Origin of the sequence: Pedobacter immunditicola (assembly GCF_037482985.1) — a bacterium.
Classification (GTDB): domain Bacteria; phylum Bacteroidota; class Bacteroidia; order Sphingobacteriales; family Sphingobacteriaceae; genus Pedobacter; species Pedobacter immunditicola.
This window is the reverse complement of the sequence record NZ_JBBHKC010000008.1, coordinates 238,643-258,951: the sequence shown is the minus strand read 5'-3', so window position 1 is coordinate 258,951 and position 20,309 is coordinate 238,643. Positions and strand designations below refer to the sequence as shown.

Sequence of the window (20,309 nt, the reverse complement as noted above, 5' to 3'; positions counted from 1 at the left end):
CGTCAATCTCCATAATACTTCCCAATAACCTTATGGGTGATGACATTCCGTTCTTCTGGCAAAGCAAGCCTTATACTCACGTTTATGCTTTCTGTCTTGTCTTTCATTGCTTTCACGTTTTTCTCGTCTTCGGATCTAGCTATTAGGTATTTTAAAAAATCTGAAGTAATCGTGTCTTTAAATGAAGCCACCTTTATATTTTTTAATAATCTTTGACTTTTTTGTTTCAGGACACTTTCCTCGAAAAAACTCTTTTCAGAGCCCTTTGGAATGAGGAAAATATGATTCGGCATTAAGTGGAGCAAGTCAGGTTCAGGGTCATCGTAAACACCACCTCTGTCCGGATTTCTCTCGGGAAAAGAATAGAAAAAAACACGGTCACTTGAGTCAATAACGAAAGTATAGGGGGCATATTTCACTTTTGGTGGCATTACTACATGACCAAGAGAATCCGTATAGGAAACCTTAAGTAAACTATCTTGTTTCGAAATTATATAGGTGTCGGAATTACCACAAGATGATAATAGCATCGTAAATACAAATAATGCGGAGTACAGTAAGCGATTTTTCATAAGGAAAATAATAAGACTATTTTATTTGTAATTTTTAAAACTTCATTATAAGATAGGTATTTGTTATTAACTCTAATCGGAATTAATCTTGTCACCGATGCTTTTTCGTTAAAGCTTATACGGGTCTTTGTTCTCAAGCAGTTCATCCAGATATTGGAATACCACTTCCATGTTTTTACCTCTATTGCTGTTTCGCTGTTGAGCACGCTTGACAACATCGCCACGCCCTGTTCGGTAAACATTCGGCGGTCATAGAATATCACCCCTTACCTCAACTTCAACGCTTCAAAAGCTGTACTATCGCCATTGAAAGCATTAAAATCAACCACATGATTAATCCCATTGATCCGTGCTTTATCAGAATGCTGCCAGAAAACCCATTTAGAGTCCTCTAGTTTTAATTGAGGCTGATAATAATGAGCTACCCACATCGGATACTCCTCAAAATAGCCGTCTAAATAATCCTTATAAAAACTTAGTCCGGAATAAATGATGGGCTTCACCCCAGTTTTCCGTTCTACATGTGAAAGAAAAGCTTTGAGTTCTTTGCGCATATTTGCAGGAGAAACACCATTTAATTCCTCAATATCTACCACGGGTGGGAGGTCGCCCTTTTCGAAATTTACGGTTTGCAGGAAAAACCGAGCTTGCCAGTCGCCGGATTTTTTTGGTCTGAAAAAATGGTAAGCACTGCAAACAATACCTGTTTTCGCTGCTTCACGCCAGTTACGCTGAAAATAAGGATCGACCAGCATTACGCCTTCAGTCGCCTTAATTATCGCAAATTTCACACGGACGCCATCTTCCTCCATGGCTTTCACCTTCGGCCAGTCAATCTTTCCCTGGTAATAAGAAACATCGATCCCATGGATGCTGTGTTTCTTGGGTATCTTGATATCGAAACTATTGTAAGTCCTGTAATTTGGATCCTCCCCCAAATCCTTCACCCAGCTGATGGTGGAAGTAAATAGCCGTAATACATAAGCATAATATAAAGGGGATAAAAGGATGAGCAGCACAAAGGCGATGATCACCTTCCAATGCATGGCCATACCCTTCGACTTTTTCTTCACCGGCCTGCGTTTCACCGGCGGCTTTCCTGGAGCCCTTGTTTTGGCCCGGGGAGCAGCGGTTGCACGTGATACAGCTAGATCAAGGGAAGTTTGGGCTCTTTTCTTAGGTGGCGGCACGTATAAATTTTAAATAAAGGGATTTAAATAAATAAGGAACAATTCTATCTGATGATCTATTAGACCATTAACTCATTTTACTGGTGCTGAAGAGCACTTTAATCATTCTACAAATGCCAAGCTTATCACAATAACTAAACAACCAGCTAATCTAACAAGAATATCATCAAGCAAACAACCAATAACTAATCAAATAACAACATCTAACCAGCCTAACCACCAATCACCATGTCATTAATATAAAGCAATCAGCCAACATATTGTCAAGCAAAACAACCAGCTAATCTAACAAGAATATCAACCTAACCACCAACCATAACATCAACGGATAGTCCAACCTGACCGGTTTCATGAATTAATACACCATGCCTGTCAACTGGCAAGTTAGATAGAAAACGCCAATGTGCTTTCCCGACATCCGGATCTTATTTCTAGATCCGAGGAGGGAAAGCGCATTGGCGTTTTCTTATTTGCTTAGTTCAGCATAATATTTATGAAACAAGGGCAAGGTCTCAATGCCTTTGTAATAATTGAAAATATCATATTTTTCATTTGGCGAATGCAAGGCATCACTATCCAAACCGAAGCCCAGCAATACCGATTTAATCCCTAAAACATCCTCAAACAAAGCAACGATAGGAATACTTCCACCGCCCCTTGTCGGGATAGGTTTTTTACCAAAAGAATCCAGAATAGCCAGTTCAGCAGCACGGTAAGCTATACTATCTGTAGGAGTAACAACAGGCTCACCACCATGGTGTTCAGTTACTTTAACCTTCACATAATCAGGTGCAATGCCTTCAAAATGTTTGGTAAAGAGTTCAGCTACTTCTTTAGAGCTTTGACCAGGTACCAGGCGCATGGATATCTTAGCATTAGCTTTAGAAGGCAGTACAGTTTTAGCACCTTCACCGATGTAACCGCTCCAGATACCATTAACCTCTAGTGTTGGACGGGTACCCGTCCGCTCCATTGTCGAATAGCCCTTCTCGCCCCATTCGGACTTAATATCAAGGTCTTTTTTGTATTCTTCCAAGTCAAAAGGAGCAGAATTTAAAGCTTTCTTCTCTCCATCGGTCAATTCTACAACCTTATCATAAAAACCAGGGATGGTAATGTGGTTATTTTCATCATGCAGGGAAGCAATCATTTTACACAAAATCGTTGCCGGATTGGCCACTGCACCACCATAAACACCGGAGTGCAAATCGCGGTTCGGGCCAACCACTTCAACTTCCATATAAGCTAGACCACGTAAGCCAGTCTCAATAGAAGGATTTTCCATGCTGATCATCGAAGTATCAGAGATCAATACCACATCCGCTTTTAGGCGCTCCACATTTTCTTTTACAAAGATGCCCAGGTTGGCTGAACCCACTTCCTCTTCCCCTTCAATCATAAATTTTACGTTACAGGCAAGGGTATTGGTCTTCATCATCAGCTCAAATGCCTTTACATGCATATAAAACTGTCCTTTATCGTCACATGCACCACGTGCATATATTTTACCATCACGAACGGTAGGTTCAAATGGTGGTGTATCCCACAATTCCAACGGATCTGCAGGCTGTACATCATAATGTCCGTAAACTAAAACGGTAGGCAATTGATCATTAATAATTTTCTCTCCGTAAACAATAGGATATCCGGCAGTAGGACAAATCTCAACCTTGTCTGCACCGGCTTCTTTAAGTTTCTGCGCAACAAAATCCGCAGTTTTTAATACATCACCTTTATATTTCGGATCTGCACTTACCGACGGGAAACGTAATAATTCAAACAGCTCTTCTAAAAAACGCTGCTTATTCTCTTCTACATATTTTTTGATCTCTTGCATAACGAATGATTAGTTCTTAATTTGATTAAAATACTAAAGGTTCCTGAATGTATCAAGCAAAGAAGCACATCCTTTTAAAGGTTATTAAGGCTTATTTACTATAAAAAACATCCCTGAATTAAACCGATAAAACTAAAAAAAATTATTGGTAAGTACTTCCAAAGAACCAAAACGTTTAAAAACCCTACTCATTGCTCACCGTATAAAGTGTACTGAATTTCCTATTCGTTTCCTTATTAATCTGTTTTTCGAATATTCTTTCGTGTAATATTCTTAGTCAATGAGCTTTAATAAGATACGTGGATCATGAACCGCCTTCAAAAAGCAAAGAATGACTAAAATAGGCTTTTAGAGCCTTTTCATATTAACTACTAATTCGTATATTTGGCAAGGCAACATCAGGCTTGATGTTTATTGTACCAAATAACCTTCAACCACGTTATTTGAAGATTGTAATACACTAGTTTTACATAAACCCAGATTTTTACAGCGTCGTTTCATAACTTCGCATTTTTAAAAATATTTATTTTCATTTTGGATTATTTAGCAGGATTAAACCCACAGCAACGTGCAGCAGTAGAGAACACCGAGGGACCAGCCATGATTGTAGCTGGTGCTGGATCAGGAAAAACAAGGGTGATTACTTACAGGGTTGCGCATTTAATTGAAAAAGGTGTAGATCCTTTTAACATCTTAGTTTTAACCTTTACCAACAAAGCTTCGAAAGATATGCGCGAGCGGATCATGAAGGTGGTGGGCAATGAAGCTAAAAACATCTGGATGGGTACCTTCCACTCTGTTTTTGCCAAGATTTTAAGGGTAGAAGCAGAAAAAATAGGTTATCCTTCCAACTTTACCATCTATGATACGGACGACAGTAAAAGTTTGATCAGGGCGATTTTGCGTGAAATGCAACTGGATGATAAATTGTATAACGCTAATTTCGTCTACAACAGGATTTCTTCCGCAAAAAACAACCTGATATCGCATACGGAATACCTGAACAATGCAGAAATACAGGCTGAGGATAGCAGCAATAAACGCCCTCTAATTGGCGTAATCTATGAAACTTATACCAAACGATGCTTTAAAGCTGGTGCAATGGATTTTGATGACCTGTTGTTCAAAACGAACGTGCTTTTAAAGAACCATATTGATGTATTGAATAAATACCAGCAGAAGTTTAAATACCTGATGGTGGATGAGTACCAGGATACTAACTTTTCACAGTACACCATCGTTAAAAAACTGGCTGCAGCTAACCTGAATTTATGTGTGGTTGGCGACGATGCACAAAGTATCTATGGTTTTAGGGGCGCTAATATTCAGAATATTCTTAATTTTGAAAAGGATTACCCCGAACTGCAGGTTTATAAATTAGAGCAAAATTATCGCTCTACCCAAAATATTGTAGAAGTTGCCAATAGTATTATTGCCAACAACAAAAATCAACTGGAAAAGAACGTCTTTTCGGCTAATGAAACTGGCGACAGGATTAAGGTGCAACGCGCTTTTACCGACAATGAGGAAGGTAAACTGGTTGCCGAGGCTATTGTACAAGACCGCACGACTAACGGTTTAAATTACCACGATTTCGCCATTTTGTACCGTACCAATGCACAATCCAGGGCCATGGAGGAAGCTTTAAGAAAATTAAATGTACCTTATAAGATATATGGCGGACTTTCTTTTTATCAGCGTAAGGAAATTAAAGATCTGATTGCTTATTTTCGTTTAACTTTTAACCCTAGTGATGAAGAAGCGATTAAAAGAGTTATCAATTATCCGAAAAGAGGTTTAGGAGATACCACCGTTGATAAAATCATTGTAGCTGCTGATAAACATGATATCACCATGTGGCAGGTGATTTGTAACCCTTCTCAATATATTGAAGGAAGGATCGCAAACCAGTTGAATGATTTCGCCATGATGATACAGAGTTTTTCGGCAGAAGCTAAAAAACTCGATGCCTATGAAACGGCTTTGTTTATTGCGCAGCACTCCGGTATTTTAAAGGAACTGCATATTGACGAAAGCATTGAAGGCAGAAGCCGCTATGAAAATATACAAGAATTGTTGAATGGTATTAAGGAATTTGCTGAACGGGAAGATATTGAAGACCGCAGTCTGGCAATTTTTATGCAAGACATTGCGTTATTAACCAATGACGACAGGCAGGACGATAAGGACCGGGATACAGTTTCTTTAATGACGATACACTCTGCTAAAGGTCTGGAGTTTAAAAACGTATTTGTAGTGGGTTTAGAGGAAAACCTTTTCCCCTCTCAGATGTCTTTAAATTCAAGAACCGACCTCGAAGAAGAACGCAGGTTATTTTATGTAGCCATTACCAGGGCAGAAAAAAAGCTTACCCTGACTTATGCTACCTCCAGATACCGCTGGGGAACTTTAACGAGTTGTGAACCAAGTCGCTTTATTAACGAGATTAGTGGAAAATACCTGGAACTGGAAGAAGTAAAACCTGCGAAAAGCAGCCTGGGGGAAAATAGTTTTGATAGTGAAAGGCGTACCTGGACACAACAGCGTGATACTTTCAGCAAACCGAAACCCACAACCACCAGTTCATTGCCTAAAAACACAAGCATGTTGCCTAAAGCACATGTACCAACACCTGGTTTCGCTCCCGATGCACCTAATGCCTTTCAAAATGGCATGGAGGTAGAACATGAGAAGTTTGGCTTTGGAAAAATTGTTAACCTTGAAGGTAATTTCCCTGATGTAAAAGCTACAGTTTTCTTCCAGGGTTTAGGAAATAAACAATTATTATTAAAATTTGCTAAATTGCAAATAATTAAATAGATTATATCTTTTAAGAACAACACACAGGCCATTGATGAATCTCTCCATCAATTTTGCCATAGAAAAAATAAAAATGAATTTCGATTATAATACCACCCGTAACGAGTTGATCTTAGCCGAGTATGGTCGCAATGTGCAAAACATGGTGAAATACATCTGCGAACTCCCGGATTTAAATGAGCGTAACAAATATGCTCAGGCAGTAATAGAGCTGATGGGCTTTTTAAACCCACATTTAAGGGATGTTGCGGATTTCAAACATAAACTCTGGGATCACCTCCACATTATTTCGGGCTACAAAATTGATGTAGACAGCCCCTACCCTAAGCCTACACCGGAGCAGGCGGCCGTTAGACCAAAACATATTGGTTATCCGCAGCAAAAAATAAGGTTTAAGCATTACGGAAAAACGGTGGAAACACTCATTCAAAGAGCTAAAAACACGGAAGAACCGGAGCGTAAAGCAGCAATGGTACAAGGCATTGCCAACTTCATGAAGATGGCCTATGTAACCTGGAATAAAGACAACGTTGCTGACGAAACCATCTTAAAGAATTTAGCTGAACTTTCTGGCGGTGAGTTACAACTGGAAGAAAACATCAACCTGAATAAAGTTGAATTTAAACCTGTGATTAACAGACCAGCCAATAACAACCGCGGCAGGAGCAACAATAACAATAATAACAACAACAGTAAAGGACGGACGAATAACAACCGCCCTCCACGTACCAATAGCAACAGCAACAACGGTAAGCAGAGACACTAGTTACCACCTTATTTAGAGAGATACATATATATGAACGCATTTGAAATTATCGGTGGTAAAAAACTTAAAGGTGAAATCCAGCCACAGGGTGCTAAAAATGAAGCCTTACAAATCTTATCCGCTGTTTTACTGACAGAAGAAAAGCTGACCATCAGCAATATTCCAGACATTAAGGATGTCAACAAATTAATTGAATTATTAGGTGATCTTGGCGTAACCGTAGAACGCTTATCAAAAGATACTTATACTTTCGAAGCAAAAAACATTAACCTTGATTACTTTACATCAGATGTTTTTAAAACAAAAGGTGGTGGATTAAGGGGCTCTATCATGATTGTGGGTCCATTGCTGGCCCGCTTTGGTAAAGCTGCTATCCCTAAACCCGGTGGCGACAAAATTGGCCGCAGAAGATTGGATACTCACTTCCTGGGCTTCGAAAAACTGGGTGCTAAATTTATCTACGACAGTAAAAAAGAATTTTTTAATGTTGATGCCACAGACTTAAAAGGTGCTTATGTACTGTTAGATGAAGCTTCTGTAACCGGGACTGCAAACATCGTCATGACTGCCGTGATGGCTAAAGGTATAACCACTATTTACAATGCGGCTTGTGAACCTTATCTACAGCAATTGTGTAAAATGCTGAATCGTATGGGGGCTAAAATCTCCGGCATCGGCTCTAATTTACTGACCATAGAGGGGGTGACAAAATTAGGCGGAACTGAACACAGGATGTTGCCCGATATGATTGAAATCGGTTCTTTTATTGGACTTGCTGCCATGACAGAATCAGAAATCACCATTAAAAATGTTTGTTACAATGAATTGGGTGTTATTCCCGATGTCTTTAAAAAATTGGGTATTAAGTTTGAATTAAGGGGTGATGATATTTACATCCCTTCTCAAAAACATTATGTAATTGAGTCTTTTATTGATGGCTCCATGCTTACCATTGCTGACTCGCCATGGCCAGGTTTTACGCCTGACCTATTGAGTATCGTGCTGGTTGTTGCCACACAGGCCAGGGGTAATGTATTGATCCACCAGAAGATGTTTGAAAGCAGGTTGTTTTTTGTGGATAAACTGATCGACATGGGTGCACAAATCATTCTTTGTGATCCGCACAGGGCCACAGTAAATGGTATCGACAAAGCCTATAAGTTAAGGGGTATCAGCATGACATCTCCGGATATCCGTGCAGGTGTGTCTTTATTGATCGCTGCATTATCTGCAGAAGGAACCTCTACCATCTATAATATAGAACAGATTGAGCGTGGTTACCAGGATATCGACATCCGCTTACGTGCCTTAGGCGCAAATATTAAGCGTGTGGAAGGTAACGGACCAACGCATTAAGCAAACATAAACCCATAAAAAAAGCCCTTTTAAAAAGGGCTTTTTTTATGGGTTTATGTTTTTTAAAAGCTAGTTTGAAATGGCATTGATGATATCATACTGTGTAATGATATCAATTTTACCATCCTCACCTTCTACCAGTACGGCACTGTTTTCTCTGTTAATTAATGCAGAGATACGGTCAATAGAGGTGTTCATATCTACAAAAGGGAAAGTCGGTCCCATGATGCTCTGTACCTGTGCAGATTTTAAGGAAGGATTCTCAAGCAAAGCTTTTAAGATATCACTTTCCGCCAGCTTACCAACAACCATACCTTTTTGTGTAACCGGTATTTGTGAGATTTTTAAAGAACTCATGTTGCCAATGGCTTCCATCAGTGTCTTTTCACAATCAATAGTCACAATATCCTGTTGTTCTTTTTTAGCAAGGATACTACCCGCTGTTAATTTATCATCCTGTAAAAAACCACGCTCTCTTAACCAATCTTCGTTATACATTTTACCCATATAACGACTACCGTGGTCATGGAAAATACACACCACCACATCTGTAGGCTTCAATTTATCTTTCAATTGCATCAAACCGGCAACCACAGAGCCCGAAGAGTTACCAGCGAAAATACCTTCTTTTCTGGCGATATCCCTGGTCATCAAAGCAGCGTCTTTATCAGTCACTTTCTCGAAAAGGTCAATCATATCGAAGTTTACGTTGGCAGGTAAAAAGTCTTCACCAATTCCTTCAGTGATATAAGGATAGATTTCGTCTTTATCGAAAATACCGGTTTCTTTATATTTTTTAAATACCGAACCGTAGGTATCAATACCCCAAACTTGTATGGCAGGATTTTTCTCTTTTAAAAATTTACCGATGCCAGATGCCGTACCACCGGTACCAACACCTACCACAAGGTGTGTAATTTTACCTTCAGTCTGTTCCCATATTTCAGGACCAGTTTGCTCATAGTGAGCCTGGGTATTAGACAAGTTATCATATTGATTAGGTTTCCATGAATTTGGAACTTCGCGTTCCAAACGGGAAGAAACAGAATAATAAGAACGAGGATCTTCAGGTTCAACGTTGGTAGGACAAACGATCACTTCTGCCCCAAAAGCACGCAAAGCATCAAATTTCTCTTTTGATTGCTTATCCGTAGAAGTAAAAATACATTTATAGCCTTTAATAATGGCTACCATGGCTAAGCCCATGCCTGTATTACCAGAAGTACCTTCAATAATAGTTCCTCCAGGTTTCAATTTACCACTTTTCTCAGCATCTTCTATCATTTTAATCGCCATACGATCTTTGATAGAGTTACCCGGGTTGGTCGTTTCTATTTTCGCCAGTACCGTTGCTTCGATATCTTTTGTAATGTTATTCAATTTAACAAGCGGTGTATTGCCAATTGTTTCTAAAATATTATTATACCACATAGTGCAAAAATACGATTTGAGCTTTAGAATTCTAAAAATAAACCCAAAATAAGAATTATATTCTCATATTATGACACTGCGAGAATAATATTTTACCCTACTAAGCCAATAGACTAGCTAATTCAGCTGGTACCTATTGCCGGGTAAGCCCCTTAAGATCCCTTGCATTTCAAGGTTTAAAAGGTGAATGGCTAGTTTACTTTGCGGTATACAGGTTTTGGAAGAGATCTCATCCACCAGCGATGGAGCTATTTTTAAAACTTCCAATATTTTAATTTCTTCACTGCTTAATCCCAATGGTAATTGCGTTTGTATGGCCTTTTCCTGGCGATTTATTTCTTCCCAGCCCATATAATAAGCCAAATCCAGGGGATGATTGATCAGTGCCGCTCTATTGGTTTTAATGAGAAAGTTGCAACCTTGTGAGAATTCATCTTTCACACGACCGGGAAAGGCAAATACATCGCGGTTATACGAATTCGCAATGTCTGCGGTAATGAGCGCACCTCCTGTTACAGTAGCTTCCACCACAACGGTTGCATCAGCTATGCCAGCAATGATCCGGTTACGCTTAGGGAAATTCTCCCGGTCTGGCATGGTATTTAAAGGGAACTCTGTTAACAAGCCACCGTTAAGGAGCATATCACGGGCAATTTGTTGATGATGATAAGGGTAAACGCGATCAAGGCCATGTCCCAACACCCCTACTGTCGGAATGTTATTTTTGAGACTTTCCTTATGAGCGGTAATATCGATGCCATAGGCTAAACCACTCACCACCAGCACATCGTAAGATTTAAGACTTTCTGCTAATGCCGCACAAAGCTGCCGGCCATAATCAGTCGCCATTCTTGTACCTACCACACTGATGATCCTGGGATGGTTTAAATTAGCCGTACCTTTATAATACAACAAAACCGGCGCATCATTACATTCCCTTAACCGGCGTGGATAGTTATCTTCGGTAAAAAACAATACTTCCACCTGATGCTTTTCGATGAATCTGAGCTGTTCTTCGGCCTGAGTTAACACATTACAGCCCGTAATTTGATTGGCAGTGATGGAGCCAACACCGTTTACGGCCAGCAAATCTTTGTTTTTCGCTTTAAATATGGCTGCTGCAGAACCAAAATGCATTAGTAAATTTCTCGCGGTCACCTGTCCCACGCCAGGAATTAAAGTAAGTCCGATTTGATGAATGATACCCATAGGCTAACTTAATATTTAAACCTATTAAAATCACCATCAGGTTTATATTCTAAATGATGTATTTAAAGGGGATTATTTTAGCAAGTGGGACCAAGGCGTCACCCTGTGAACATTGATCACCTTTTGAGTATTCCTAGAAGAAGTATTGGGATAACATGAGGGAAAGTTTAAAGTAAGGCAAGGAATAAGGCCGTAGATAATTTTAATCCCGGCTATAGTCGCTCACGAATGATTTCTCGTTCAAATTCCGTTAATGATACAAAAATGTTAAAGGTAAACCTACCTGTAGCTGTTGTGGTACCAATTTTTGATAGAAATCCTAACTTCTAACGCGTCGTATTAACTACCAATAAATAAGGTGAAGACCAAGTTAGATTTTTCTGCAGTGATATCGACTTTTACTTTTTTGTCAGCATACTACTTACTTTTTTAAGGGGTTGTAAGTGGTATGCTTCGCCAGGCGCCAATACAATGACGCGTTCAGGATTCACTATAAGCTTTTTTAATACTGCTGGATCTGCATTGAACGGCGTAAAATCTGGGGCATTCACCGATCCCCAATGATTCAACAGTAGCGGGGTATCCGGATATGCATTGGCAATTTTCACGGCACCTGCCAATGTGAAATGCCATTCACTGTCTGAAAAATCAAACAAAATGGCATCTGGTGTTGGGAATTGAAGATGCTCTGGCATTAACCTGGAATCTCCTGGCGCCCAAATGGTTCCATCGGGTGTTTCAATCCAAAACCCGCAGGCATCTACATTTTTGAACCAACGTGTACTCGTTCTGGGATAGGCATTTTGGTAGGCATGGTCAGCTGGGGTTAGTTTTATTCGTACAGGCCCCACATTGAAGTTATCGCCTATGTTATGTCCAAACGAATGGAAGCCTTCATTTTTCATAAGCGAATCGACATAAACCGTCGAATGAAAGCTACCAGTGACCGGTTTCAAGTTACGATTGGTCGGAAGGCTGAAGTGATCGTTATCCGCATGTGTGATTAATATAGCATCCAGTTGGGGAACATCCTTTGAAGCAATGGGAAAGTCAATCAATAAGGGCATATCAAAATCATCCAACAATGGGTCAATCATAAAGGTTGTGCCCCTGCTATTGACGAAAAATCCCGCCATGCCTAACCATCGTAAAATTGTTTTATCAGAAGGCAGAAATGCTTTGGCATTAAAGGGCTGAGTTTTTGGTGCCTTAGCCTGGTATTTTTTATATGCACTTTTTGTTTTCGTTGTATCAGAACCTGATTGCGCCTGTACTCCGGTGGCAATCAACAAAAGAAACGATGAAATGATTGCAAAATGTTTTGTTGTCATGATTTCTAATTTAATTTTTTGAAAATTCCCATCATAGTTTCTTTATCAAGGCTGTTCATATCTACCAATTTTAATGATTTTATCATGTGAAGTGTATTTGTCTTATAATGAAGAAAATGGGGCGTCTTTAAATGCGATTGATAAGAAGCTTTATTGGCGTAAATTTCGATAATCCTTATCTGCGTTGGGTTTTTCTGCTGGTACATTGGGAAAATGGCTAACACCCCAGGCTCTAATCTAACAGAGGCAGATGCTTCATCTTTTAGAACCGTGTTGTATGCTTCCAAGTGTTCTGGCAAGATTTCAATTTCAGAAATACGCACCAACATATCTGGTTCGATAACTGGAACCGTCCGTTGCGATAGTAACTTCCGCAAGCTATTCGATTGCGTCTTGTTGATATATTGCGCTATTAAACTGGTGATTTGCACCAGTTGAGCATCAGTAATTCCAGTATTTTTGCCCATACCGATATGTGCCCGCAACTGCGATTCTACTCCCGGCATTGCAGCCAATGCTGAAATAGTTGCCAATTCCCGTTGCTGGAATGTTAGTACATCACTATCAAAAATATCAGCAAACAAATGTTCTTTTAAAAATGCATCCATACGTGGCACGAACTCTCCGAAACCGGGTGCAGGTTTTACTTGTGTCATTTTAGTCAAAATTTCCAAAACTTTGCTGCCCTGTTCGTATTTATCGGTTGTGTTGGTACCTAAAACAATTTTCTTTCCTTGTTGATCTTGAATGCCTTTGGATTTTCTTTCTTCCAAAACAGTCTTAAAAACTTCTATAGCGTTAAGGCTCCTTGGAAAACCACTGTAGGCGTATAACTGTGTTAAGACTTCCTTTATTTCATTAATGGTAAGCCCGGTATCCAGACCTGTATTTAGCTCGGTTTTTAGTTTCTCCAGGTCACCTGTTGCCGTGAGTGCAGAAATGTTTACAATACTTTGCTGCTGAGCATTCAAGATATTGCTTGTGCTGGAACTGTTTTGTGCATACATGGCGTTTGCATTTCCGATTAAAACAAAAAGAAGTGTCCACTTAAAAAATCTTCTAGTACTCATATTCTTAGAGGTTTACTGTTTATTTACTACTTTAAATTCCTCATCGGCCACGAATTTCAGCCATCTTATATTTTGATCGCCCTTATAGTTTGTAATGGCAATATGAGCAATTTTGCTGGTCACTGTAGCTCCTTGCCAAATGCTCCACATTTTCAGGAACAATTACAACATCACCTCTCTTTATTCGTTGTGCTGGTTTGCCCCTTTTCTGATAAAAACCTTCTCCCTCGGTCACAATTAAAACTTGTCCTTTGGGGTTAAACCATTCATTTGGTAATTTATCTCCTTTAGGAAATAGAGCAGCACTATTTTGTTCTTTCATTTTCTCTTAATTTTCATTGGTATATAATTTGTTATTTAACGGTGATGAAGCTAGCACGAGCAATATTCATTGCTGTTTGTGAGTGTTTGCTCATGATGGTTTTATTGTTATTACAAGCTGTTAAAGCAATCAAACTACTTGCCAATAAGACTGCTATAGATTTAAAATAAGCATTCATAAAAAAGGTTTAGTATGATGTTTTAATTTTTATTCTCCAAGATTGTTTCTAATGCAAATCTCGGCAGTAAAATCTGCACAGGTCTTATACAGGATACAGATGTATTTACCAGTTTTACGGATGTAGCATTAGCGTGGTGGCCTACCAGATTTGGTTTATTAAATTTGTATCTATAATTTTTAGAAATGAAAGAAGTTGAAAGGATTGATACTGTAAGGCAGTATAACGAATCTATAGGTGTAGATACATTGCATCCCTTGATCAGTGTGGTCAATTTTGACGAGATCCCAACCTATCAATATTTCCGACGATATATGGGCGTGTACGCCGTTTTCTTAAAACACATAAAGTGTGGCGATATGCGTTATGGCTGTCAACCGTATGATTACGAAGACGGGACACTGGTATTTATATCACCTGGTCAGGTATACGGAATTGACAGTAAAGGAGCTATTATTAAACCTTCAGGAAGGGCTTTAGTATTTCATCCTGATTTAATTGTTGGTACGCATCTCGCAAAACACATAAAAGGTTACTCATTTTTTTCTTACGAAGTGAACGAGGCACTCCATTTATCAAAAAAGGAAAGAGCAACCGTAAATGATTGTTTTGAAAAGATAGCGTCTGAAATTGATTCGAATATTGATAAGCATAGCAAAACCTTGATCGTGTCCAATATTGAACTGTTTCTTAATTATTGTATGCGTTTTTATGACCGACAATTTATCACTCGAACCAATGTCAATAATGATGTTTTAGTGCGATTTGAAAACCTGTTGAATGATTACTTCAAATCTAACATGGCACAAAATTTAGGTTTGCCTAGTGTAACCTGGTGCGCAGAGCAATTGCATTTATCACCAAATTACTTTGGAGATCTAATAAAGAGAGAATCAGGAAATACTGCATTGGATTATATCCAATCGAAATTGATAGACGAAGCCAAGATGAAAATATTTGATCCTGCCAAATCAATAAATAATATAGCAGATGAGTTGGGGTTTAAATACCAACAGCACTTTACTCGCCTGTTCAAACAGAAAACTGGAATGACACCAAATGAATATAGGCGTTTGAATTAGTGGGCTAATCATTCCATTAAAAAAACGTATTGATATAGACATCAATGAGTTAAAGAACAAAATGCCTGTATTTATTAACATAGGAGTACGCCAATGTTTAGATGCAACTAATCATTAATTTCACAGCTACGCATACAATGAAATTATGTGAATGATAATCCTACATTTTAAAGTTCATTATCATTCCCCGTCTTTCAAGAATAAAATGGATAAAACGGCAAAATAGCGCTAAAGAAAAGCGGCAATTTATTAATAAAGTTCACAGGAGAACCACGAAGGTTTTATTTAAGTCTGCATTATGTATATTGATTCACAGAAAGCCGGCTAATTGTTACAGCTCATGAATCACTCAATTTAAAAGGATTCAATTACGTATATTAGAGAGTTAGCGGTAATATAAAAAGACTGTAACAAATCATAGAAAATAATAAAGAACCGAATGATATGAGAAAAATAATTTCATTTATGCACATGTCGCTTGATGGATTTGTAGCAGGACTGAACGGAGAAATGGACTGGATTAAAGTTGATGAAGAAATTTTTGATCATGTTGGTAAGCGCATAAGCGAAGGCGACACAGCGTTATATGGACGAGTCACCTACCAGATGATGGAAAATTACTGGCCTAACGCAGGAAATAAGCCGTCAGCAACCAAGCACGACGTTGAACATTCAAAGTGGTATAACCAAGTCAACAAAGTTGTTTTATCAACAACAATGAAAGATGCCGGTTTGACTAACACAAAAATTATTAGCGACAACCTTTCCGACAGAATAAATGAAATAAAACAGCAGTCAGGTGAAGACATCTTGCTTTTTGGTAGCCCGACGGCAACACATTCACTTATTCAACTGAACTTAATTGACGGCTACTGGCTATTTGTTAATCCAATTATTCTTGGAAGAGGCATACCATTGTTTGTAGACATCAAAGACAAAATAAAACTAAACTTATTGACTACCCGCCAGTTTACTTGTGGGGTAACTGAACTAAATTACACAGTGGACAGACAATAAATCAAATTCCTTTTATTGAGGAATATACACGACAAATTTGGTTTCAAAAAAGGCCTCTTCAAAGTAGTCAGATAGCGGATAAAGTTCCGCTTTTAACCTTGATTCTTTAATTTCTTCTGCCAGTTCACCCCCTTTAAGATACAGGATGCCATTAGGAATGGCATTTTTAGAGTCTTTATTAAACTTTCCTTGCACCCATGGGTAAAAGTCAATCAAACGCGTAACCGCCCGGGAAACCACGAAATCATACTTATCCGTAACCTGTTCAGCCCGTAGGTGACTGGCCTTCACATTGGTTAACCCTAATGCGGTGGCTACTTCTGTCACCACTTTGATTTTCTTGCCAATCGAATCCACCAGGTGGAACTGTGTTTCTGGAAACAAAATGGCCAAAGGAATACCCGGAAAACCGCCTCCTGTGCCAACATCCAGCACTTTCTCACCCTTTTTGAAGCTGATAAATTTAGCGATACCCAAGGAATGTAAAATATGGCGCTCATACAATTCTTCAATGTCTTTCCGTGAAATGACATTAATTTGAGCGTTCCAAAAGCTGTAAAGGTCAAAGAGCTGATCAAACTGCGCGATCTGCTTTTCGGAGAGATCCTTGAAGTATTTTTGTAGGAGGGTTGATTTTATTTCCACTGTACTTTTTTAACAAATATAGACAGAATGCCGTTAAACACTAAAAAAATGAATAATAGTATGTCCATCACCGGGAACCACCAGGCTAAACCTGGGTAATTTAACCGCTTTAATAACTTTGGATAAATGAAGCACCTGATGATGATGCTGAATATAAATATACCAAGCGCAGGGTACCAGAGTGGCTTGAAAAAACAAGCAGCCACCAGGGCCGCATAGAATAAAAACTGTATAATTATCTGTGACGACAGGATGAATTTGTGCTTACTTTTATACAATTTCCCTGCTCCAAAATGTCTCTTTTTCTGCCTGAGATAAGCCTTGAAAGTGGTCTGTGGTTCTGTCCAGACATGCGTATCAGGATTGATCCTGATGGAAGTATTATAAGGGGTCGCATTTGCATTGACAAATAAATCATCATCGCCTGATGGGATATGCATATGGGCCGCGAAGCCTTTATTCTCAAAAAACAGCGATTTTTTATAGGCCATGTTACGGCCAACACCCATATAGGGCATCCCTTTCAAAGCGAAAGACAGGTAATTTACAGCGGTAAAAAAAGTTTCAAACCTGATCAGTGCGTTAAGCAAACCCCGTTTCTTTATATATGGAGAATAACCCAGTACAATTTCCTGTTGTGCCTCTTTGGGAGGTTGCATGTCCATTAACCAATGAGGAGAGGCCGGAATACAATCGGCATCAGTAAAAACCAGCCATTGATGCGAAGCCGCTTTGATGCCCATGGTCGCCGCAAACTTTTTGCCAGCAAAAAACCGGGCCCCATCAAGCACCGTAACAATTTTTAGATTCTTATAAATTTTAGTAAAATCCTGCAACAATTCTTTGGTCCCATCCCAGGAGCGGTCGTTAACCACAATCACTTCAAAATCAGGATACTGCTGTTCCAAAATAGCGGGGAGGTTCTGCTCCAGGTTTTTAACCTCATTACGGGCACAAATAACTACACTGATGGGTTCAGAGGCACTTTGAGGGATTTCTTCCACCTTTATGCGGGCCAATTTCAGGTGTACAAAAAGGCTGAAATAGAGTTGAACAAGCAAACAAAAAACTAATATGCCCAGCAGGCAGGCTTCAATAATCGTCAATTCCACGGTGGTATTTGTAAAAGGTGCTAAATTTCAGGTTTTTATTCTACAATGATGAAAGATGTTGATAAAATAAATTAAACGTTTAATCTGTTGTTTTTTCCTATTTTTGGCAGATTTTAGTGAAGAGCATACAGATATATGAAATTTACCCTAGAGGCGAAAGATACACATTCCAAAGCAAGAGCAGGCAGCATAACAACAGCACACGGCACCATACAAACCCCTATTTTTATGCCTGTAGGCACCGCTGGGACAGTTAAAGCGGTACACCAGCGGGAACTGAAAAATGATATTGACGCCCAAATAATTTTAGGAAATACCTACCATTTATATTTACGCCCCGGTTTAGATATCATTGAAGGAGCCGGTGGTTTACACAAATTTATAGGTTGGGACCGACCAATTTTAACGGATAGTGGTGGTTACCAGGTTTATTCTTTGAGCAAAGTAAGAAAAATTAAAGAAGAAGGCGTTACTTTCAGGTCGCATATCGACGGCTCCAAACACTTGTTTACGCCAGAATATGCCATGGATATACAGCGTACCATTGGTGCGGATATCATTATGGCCTTTGATGAATGTACACCCTACCCATGCGATTATAAATATGCAGCGTCATCGATCAATATGACACATCGTTGGTTAAAACGCTGCTGCACACGTTTCGATACCACAGAACCCAAATATGGTTTTGAGCAAACCCTCTTCCCTATTGTGCAAGGATCTGTTTATAAAGACTTAAGAAAAAAGTCCGCAGAGTTTATTGCTTCCATGGACCGTGAGGGTAATGCCATCGGCGGATTATCGGTAGGTGAACCTGCTGAGGAAATGTATGGCATGACCGAAGTGGTGTGTGACATATTACCTTATGAAAAACCACGTTATTTAATGGGCGTAGGTACACCTGTGAACATCCTGGAGAATATTGCACTTGGCGTGGATATGTTTGACTGTGTGATGCCAACCAGGAATGCCAGAAATGGGATGTTATTTACTAAAAACGGCATTATTAATATAGGTAACAAAAAGTGGGCAGATGATTTCTCACCACTGGAAGCAGACAGTGATTTATTTGCTGACCAGGTGTATTCAAAAGCTTATTTAAGGCATTTAATGCACTCCAAAGAGATTCTTGGTGCGCAAATTGCAACCTTGCATAACCTCCATTTTTATTTATGGCTGGTGAAGGAAGCAAGAGAAAAAATCCTTACCGGCGAGTTTTATGCATGGAAGAATAAAATGGTGACTATATTAGGGAATAAATTATAAATGAACTTTTTCAAAAGCAGATTCAAAATAATTGATTGGTACATTATAAGTAAGTATCTGGGTACATTTATCTACACCCTGACGATCTTTGTAGTGATCATTGTTATCTTTGATTTGTCGGAGAAATTAGACGACTTCCTTGGTAATGACATGACCATTTGGGAGGTCTTCACCATGTATTATGCGGGATCCATCCCTTTCTACGTCAACATGTTGTCCCCTTTGATCAATTTTATTGCGGTAATCTTTTTTACGGCCAAACTCGCTGATCAAACTGAAATTGTACCTATATTAAGTGGTGGCGTAAGTTTTAACCGCTTTCTGCGTCCTTATTTCATTTCTGCTTTCATTATTTTCGCTGCCAATTTATTTTCAAATCTATACATACTTCCGTATACCAATCAAATCAAGAACAATTTTGAGAACGTATACATGAAGAAAAATGACCCGAAAAGCAAGCAAAACATCCACATGAAGCTTGACGATAATACCTATATATATATTGAAAGCTTTGATAACAGAACTAAATCCGGTTTTCGCTTTACGCTGGATAACTTTAAGGGAGATGTTTTAACAAAAAAACTAGTTGCAGATGAGATCAAATGGGACTCCTTAAAACGCTCCTGGCAGCTCACCAACTATACCATCAGGAATATTAACGGCTTGAAGGAAACATTTATTTCAGGTTCAACCAATAAAAAGGATACCGTATTGGACATGAGGCCGGATGATTTTTCCGTGTACGACAACATTTATGAAAACCTGAGCAACAGGGATTTATCAGAAAAAATCCGGAAAGAGTCCATTCGTGGATCCGGAATCATGAATGATCTTCTATTTGAACAGTACAAACGGTACTTACAGCCGTTATCTGCCTTCGTATTAACATTGATTGGCGTAGCACTCTCCTCCAGGAAAGTCCGCGGAGGCGTGGGCATATCACTCGGAATCGGCATATTTTTAAGTTTCGCTTATATTGTAGTCGACCGTTTTGCTAAAATGTTTTCCATTAAAGGGGGCATACCGCCATTGCTGGCTGTATTACTGCCTACTATATTTTTCGGCCTGCTCGGCCTCTATTTATTAAAAAAAGCACCAAAATAAA

The 20,309-nt window shown here is 39.1% G+C and carries 19 protein-coding genes; 7 read left to right on the top strand and 12 right to left on the bottom strand.

What is annotated here, in order from left to right; translation table 11 throughout:
• Nucleotides 1-2: 2 nt before the first annotated feature.
• From WG905_RS15760 to WG905_RS15750, 3 genes are all read right to left on the bottom strand, one after another.
• Nucleotides 3-572, bottom strand: a complete 570-nt coding sequence (locus tag WG905_RS15760; RefSeq protein WP_339592702.1) for a hypothetical protein — start codon at nucleotides 570-572, stop codon at nucleotides 3-5.
• Nucleotides 573-838: 266 nt separating this feature from the next.
• Entirely contained in the window at nucleotides 839-1,762 is a 924-nt protein-coding gene (locus tag WG905_RS15755; RefSeq protein WP_339592701.1) for a glycoside hydrolase family 25 protein, read from the bottom strand.
• 466 nt (nucleotides 1,763-2,228) lie between these two features.
• Nucleotides 2,229-3,599: a dipeptidase gene (locus WG905_RS15750; protein ID WP_339592700.1), complete on the bottom strand. Its 1,371-nt coding sequence runs from the start codon at nucleotides 3,597-3,599 to the stop codon at nucleotides 2,229-2,231.
• Between the two features lie 534 nt (nucleotides 3,600-4,133).
• Here WG905_RS15750 and WG905_RS15745 point away from each other — a divergent pair.
• From WG905_RS15745 to murA, 3 genes are all read left to right on the top strand, one after another.
• Nucleotides 4,134-6,419 carry an ATP-dependent helicase gene (locus tag WG905_RS15745; RefSeq protein WP_339592699.1) on the top strand — a complete coding sequence of 762 codons (2,286 nt, stop codon included), beginning with the start codon at nucleotides 4,134-4,136 and terminating at the stop codon, nucleotides 6,417-6,419.
• A 73-nt stretch (nucleotides 6,420-6,492) separates the two neighbouring features.
• Nucleotides 6,493-7,185: a DUF4290 domain-containing protein gene (locus tag WG905_RS15740; protein ID WP_339592698.1), complete on the top strand. Its 693-nt coding sequence runs from the start codon at nucleotides 6,493-6,495 to the stop codon at nucleotides 7,183-7,185.
• Nucleotides 7,186-7,215: 30 nt separating this feature from the next.
• Nucleotides 7,216-8,541, top strand: a complete 1,326-nt coding sequence (murA, locus tag WG905_RS15735; RefSeq protein WP_339592697.1) for a UDP-N-acetylglucosamine 1-carboxyvinyltransferase — start codon at nucleotides 7,216-7,218, stop codon at nucleotides 8,539-8,541.
• 69 nt (nucleotides 8,542-8,610) lie between these two features.
• On the opposite strand, the gene WG905_RS15730 is transcribed toward murA, so the two are convergent.
• From WG905_RS15730 to WG905_RS15700, 7 genes are all read right to left on the bottom strand, one after another.
• Entirely contained in the window at nucleotides 8,611-9,972 is a 1,362-nt protein-coding gene (locus WG905_RS15730; RefSeq protein WP_339592696.1) for a pyridoxal-phosphate dependent enzyme, read from the bottom strand.
• 117 nt (nucleotides 9,973-10,089) lie between these two features.
• Nucleotides 10,090-11,181 (bottom strand): DNA-processing protein DprA, encoded by a 1,092-nt coding sequence (gene dprA / locus WG905_RS15725; protein ID WP_339592695.1) that lies wholly within the window; start codon nucleotides 11,179-11,181, stop codon nucleotides 10,090-10,092.
• Between the two features lie 212 nt (nucleotides 11,182-11,393).
• Nucleotides 11,394-11,486, bottom strand: coding sequence for a hypothetical protein (locus tag WG905_RS15720; RefSeq protein ID WP_339592720.1), 93 nt, complete (start codon nucleotides 11,484-11,486; stop codon nucleotides 11,394-11,396).
• 93 nt (nucleotides 11,487-11,579) lie between these two features.
• Nucleotides 11,580-12,512 (bottom strand): MBL fold metallo-hydrolase, encoded by a 933-nt coding sequence (locus WG905_RS15715; protein WP_339592694.1) that lies wholly within the window; start codon nucleotides 12,510-12,512, stop codon nucleotides 11,580-11,582.
• Nucleotides 12,513-12,517: 5 nt separating this feature from the next.
• Nucleotides 12,518-13,519: a carboxymuconolactone decarboxylase family protein gene (locus tag WG905_RS15710; RefSeq protein ID WP_339592693.1), complete on the bottom strand. Its 1,002-nt coding sequence runs from the start codon at nucleotides 13,517-13,519 to the stop codon at nucleotides 12,518-12,520.
• 145 nt (nucleotides 13,520-13,664) lie between these two features.
• Nucleotides 13,665-13,904: a cupin domain-containing protein gene (locus WG905_RS15705; protein WP_339592692.1), complete on the bottom strand. Its 240-nt coding sequence runs from the start codon at nucleotides 13,902-13,904 to the stop codon at nucleotides 13,665-13,667.
• 31 nt (nucleotides 13,905-13,935) lie between these two features.
• Nucleotides 13,936-14,082 carry a hypothetical protein gene (locus WG905_RS15700; protein ID WP_339592691.1) on the bottom strand — a complete coding sequence of 49 codons (147 nt, stop codon included), beginning with the start codon at nucleotides 14,080-14,082 and terminating at the stop codon, nucleotides 13,936-13,938.
• Between the two features lie 185 nt (nucleotides 14,083-14,267).
• Between WG905_RS15700 and WG905_RS15695 the strand changes: the two genes are divergently transcribed.
• Nucleotides 14,268-15,164: a helix-turn-helix domain-containing protein gene (locus WG905_RS15695; protein WP_339592690.1), complete on the top strand. Its 897-nt coding sequence runs from the start codon at nucleotides 14,268-14,270 to the stop codon at nucleotides 15,162-15,164.
• 444 nt (nucleotides 15,165-15,608) lie between these two features.
• On the top strand, nucleotides 15,609-16,181 hold the full coding sequence (locus tag WG905_RS15690; protein WP_339592689.1) for a dihydrofolate reductase family protein: 573 nt from the start codon (nucleotides 15,609-15,611) through the stop codon (nucleotides 16,179-16,181).
• 12 nt (nucleotides 16,182-16,193) lie between these two features.
• Here the strand turns inward: WG905_RS15690 and rsmG are convergent, their stop codons facing one another.
• Both rsmG and WG905_RS15680 read right to left on the bottom strand, forming a co-directional pair.
• On the bottom strand, nucleotides 16,194-16,826 hold the full coding sequence (rsmG, locus tag WG905_RS15685; protein WP_339592688.1) for a 16S rRNA (guanine(527)-N(7))-methyltransferase RsmG: 633 nt from the start codon (nucleotides 16,824-16,826) through the stop codon (nucleotides 16,194-16,196).
• Nucleotides 16,817-17,938, bottom strand: coding sequence for a glycosyltransferase (locus tag WG905_RS15680; protein ID WP_339592687.1), 1,122 nt, complete (start codon nucleotides 17,936-17,938; stop codon nucleotides 16,817-16,819). Before WG905_RS15680 ends, rsmG begins: the two co-directional genes overlap by 10 nt.
• Before the next feature lie 135 nt (nucleotides 17,939-18,073).
• Between WG905_RS15680 and tgt the strand changes: the two genes are divergently transcribed.
• Together tgt and WG905_RS15670 are read left to right on the top strand one after the other, a co-directional pair.
• Nucleotides 18,074-19,204 (top strand): tRNA guanosine(34) transglycosylase Tgt, encoded by a 1,131-nt coding sequence (gene tgt / locus WG905_RS15675; protein ID WP_339592686.1) that lies wholly within the window; start codon nucleotides 18,074-18,076, stop codon nucleotides 19,202-19,204.
• Nucleotides 19,205-20,308, top strand: a complete 1,104-nt coding sequence (locus WG905_RS15670) for an LptF/LptG family permease (RefSeq protein ID WP_339592685.1) — start codon at nucleotides 19,205-19,207, stop codon at nucleotides 20,306-20,308.
• Nucleotide 20,309: the final 1 nt, after the last annotated feature.

What these genes read in the sequence shown, in the direction of transcription:
- WG905_RS15760 (WP_339592702.1), bottom strand. Translation starts at nt 572, where the DNA reads ATGAAAAATCGCTTACTGTACTCCGCATTATTTGTATTTACGATGCTA.
- WG905_RS15730 (WP_339592696.1), bottom strand. Translation starts at nt 9,972, where the DNA reads ATGTGGTATAATAATATTTTAGAAACAATTGGCAATACACCGCTTGTT.
- WG905_RS15695 (WP_339592690.1), top strand. Translation starts at nt 14,268, where the DNA reads ATGAAAGAAGTTGAAAGGATTGATACTGTAAGGCAGTATAACGAATCT.
- WG905_RS15715 (WP_339592694.1), bottom strand. Translation starts at nt 12,512, where the DNA reads ATGACAACAAAACATTTTGCAATCATTTCATCGTTTCTTTTGTTGATT.
- WG905_RS15740 (WP_339592698.1), top strand. Translation starts at nt 6,493, where the DNA reads ATGAATTTCGATTATAATACCACCCGTAACGAGTTGATCTTAGCCGAG.
- WG905_RS15710 (WP_339592693.1), bottom strand. Translation starts at nt 13,519, where the DNA reads ATGTATGCACAAAACAGTTCCAGCACAAGCAATATCTTGAATGCTCAG.
- WG905_RS15750 (WP_339592700.1), bottom strand. Translation starts at nt 3,599, where the DNA reads ATGCAAGAGATCAAAAAATATGTAGAAGAGAATAAGCAGCGTTTTTTA.
- WG905_RS15690 (WP_339592689.1), top strand. Translation starts at nt 15,609, where the DNA reads ATGAGAAAAATAATTTCATTTATGCACATGTCGCTTGATGGATTTGTA.
- dprA (WP_339592695.1), bottom strand. Translation starts at nt 11,181, where the DNA reads ATGGGTATCATTCATCAAATCGGACTTACTTTAATTCCTGGCGTGGGA.
- tgt (WP_339592686.1), top strand. Translation starts at nt 18,074, where the DNA reads ATGAAATTTACCCTAGAGGCGAAAGATACACATTCCAAAGCAAGAGCA.
- WG905_RS15705 (WP_339592692.1), bottom strand. Translation starts at nt 13,904, where the DNA reads ATGAAAGAACAAAATAGTGCTGCTCTATTTCCTAAAGGAGATAAATTA.
- murA (WP_339592697.1), top strand. Translation starts at nt 7,216, where the DNA reads ATGAACGCATTTGAAATTATCGGTGGTAAAAAACTTAAAGGTGAAATC.
- WG905_RS15700 (WP_339592691.1), bottom strand. Translation starts at nt 14,082, where the DNA reads ATGAATGCTTATTTTAAATCTATAGCAGTCTTATTGGCAAGTAGTTTG.
- WG905_RS15670 (WP_339592685.1), top strand. Translation starts at nt 19,205, where the DNA reads ATGAACTTTTTCAAAAGCAGATTCAAAATAATTGATTGGTACATTATA.